General features: G+C 66.2%; 1 protein-coding gene. It reads left to right on the forward strand.

Features of this window, described 5'->3' with window-relative positions; translation table 11 throughout:
• The first annotated feature begins 425 nt into the window (after window positions 1-425).
• Window positions 426-1979 (forward strand): GAF domain-containing protein, encoded by a 1554-nt coding sequence (locus U9980_RS13545; RefSeq protein ID WP_322768234.1) that lies wholly within the window; start codon window positions 426-428, stop codon window positions 1977-1979.
• Window positions 1980-1997 lie beyond the last annotated feature (18 nt).

Raw genomic sequence — 1997 nt, forward strand, 5'->3', positions numbered from 1 at the left:
TACTGGAAACACGCCGGCCCACGCCCTCGACTATTTTCGCCACGACCGGTGGACATTCACATGTTCCGTTGAGTCGGATTTGCGAATCATCGCCCGATCACGGAAACCTACCCCGATGATTGCCGGCCGACTCCGCGCCGGCGTCAGATACTAACAATCTGCCGGCGGATCCGGTGGAGCATCCGATCGGTGGTGAAGAGAATCACCCGGAAGCGCGGCAGCCGGTGGGTCGCCAAGGCCGTCTCCGACGCCTACCGCGGCCGCCGAGATGATTCGCACGACGTTGCCCGACTGACGGATCAACCCGCCGCCGGCCGTAATACGTTGAGATCGTCATGGACGCGGAAACTGGAAGCGGGAACGCCGTGCAACCATACGGCGACGATTTCGTGACCCATCGGGTCGATCGGGCGAAGGACCTGATCGTGACGCAGAGTCGCTTACGCGGTCTGTTGCGCGCAAACCGCATGGTTGCCTCCGACCTGAGCCTGTCCGTCGTGCTCACCCGCATTGTCGAAGCAGCCTGTGATCTCGTCGATGCCCGCTACGGAGCACTCGGCGTGATCGCCCACGACCAGCACCTCGAGCAGTTCATCCATGTCGGCTTCGACGAGAGCATGGTTCGCCGAATTGGTGATCTTCCTCGTGGCAAGGGCATCCTCGGCCTGCTCATCCGCGAACCCTACCCACTGCGGCTCGACGACATCACCACCGATCGCCGGGCGGACGGCTTCCCAGCCGGGCACCCGCCCATGCACAGTTTCCTCGGCGTTCCGATCCGTATCGGAACCAAGGTCTTCGGCAATCTCTACCTGACGGACAAACAGAACGCGTCGCGTTTCACCGCGGAAGACGAGGAGCTCGTGCAGGCACTCGCCGCAAGCGCCGGTGTCGCCATCGAGAACGCACGTCTTTTCGAGGAGTCCCAGCGCAGGCAACGCTGGTTGCAGGCGTCCGCCGACATCACCCGCCATCTGCTAGCTGAGGCACCGAACCCACTGGAGCTGATTGCGCGCAGAGCCCAGGAAGTCGCCGACGCCGACTTCTCCGCCGTTCTACTGCCGCGATCCTCGCCCGAGGAACTCATCGTGCAGGTCGCGACCGGCGACTACCCCGACGGGCTGGTCGGCACCGTTGTTCCCGCGTCCGATCCGCTGGCCGGGCGCAGCGGCCCGCTGATGGTCATTCCGCTCATCGCCTCGGGCGACAGTGTCGGCGCGCTCGTTCTCGGCCGGCGTACGGACGGCCGGCTGTTCACCGACGCCGACATCGACATGGCGTCGGGATTCGCCGGGCATATCGCGCTGGCCCTCGAACTGGCCCAGGCCCGCGCCGACCGTGACCGGATAGCCGTCCTGGAAGAACGCGACCGCATCGCCCGCGACCTGCACGATCACGTGATCCAGCGGATCTTCGCCACGGCGATCGGGCTGCAGGGCCTGGTCGCGCAGACCGAGGCGACCAACCAGCAGTCCGAACGGCTCACCTCCTACATCGATGATCTGGACGAGACCATCGGGCAGATCAGGACGACCATCTTCCAACTGCGCCGGCGCGGCCGCCAGAACCTCCCGAGCCTGCGTGGGCAGCTCCTCGACATCGTCGACGACGCCACCTCCTCCCTCGGGTTCACCCCGCACCTGCGGTTCGAGGGTGCCGTGGACTCAACCGTCTGTGACGTTGTCGGGGAGCATCTGGTGGCCGTCCTGCGGGAGGCCCTGTCCAACGTCGCCCGGCATGCGCGGGCGACGCAGGTGCACGTGACGGTCTGGTCCACCGACGGAGAAGTCCGGGTGGATGTGATCGACAACGGGATCGGCGGCGTGGATCCCGATGGGCGCAACCACTCCAGTGGGTTGGCCAATATGCGCAGCCGGGCCGAGGAGCTGGGGGGCAGGTTCATCGTGTTCTCCCCCGCCGGCGCCGGCACCCGACTGTCGTGGTCGGCCCGCACCCGGGTACCGGATCAGGACGCCTAGGGCGTCTGCGGCGGGTCC

Source organism: Protofrankia sp. Cr1, assembly GCF_963555865.1.
Lineage (GTDB): Bacteria > Actinomycetota > Actinomycetes > Frankiales > Frankiaceae > Protofrankia.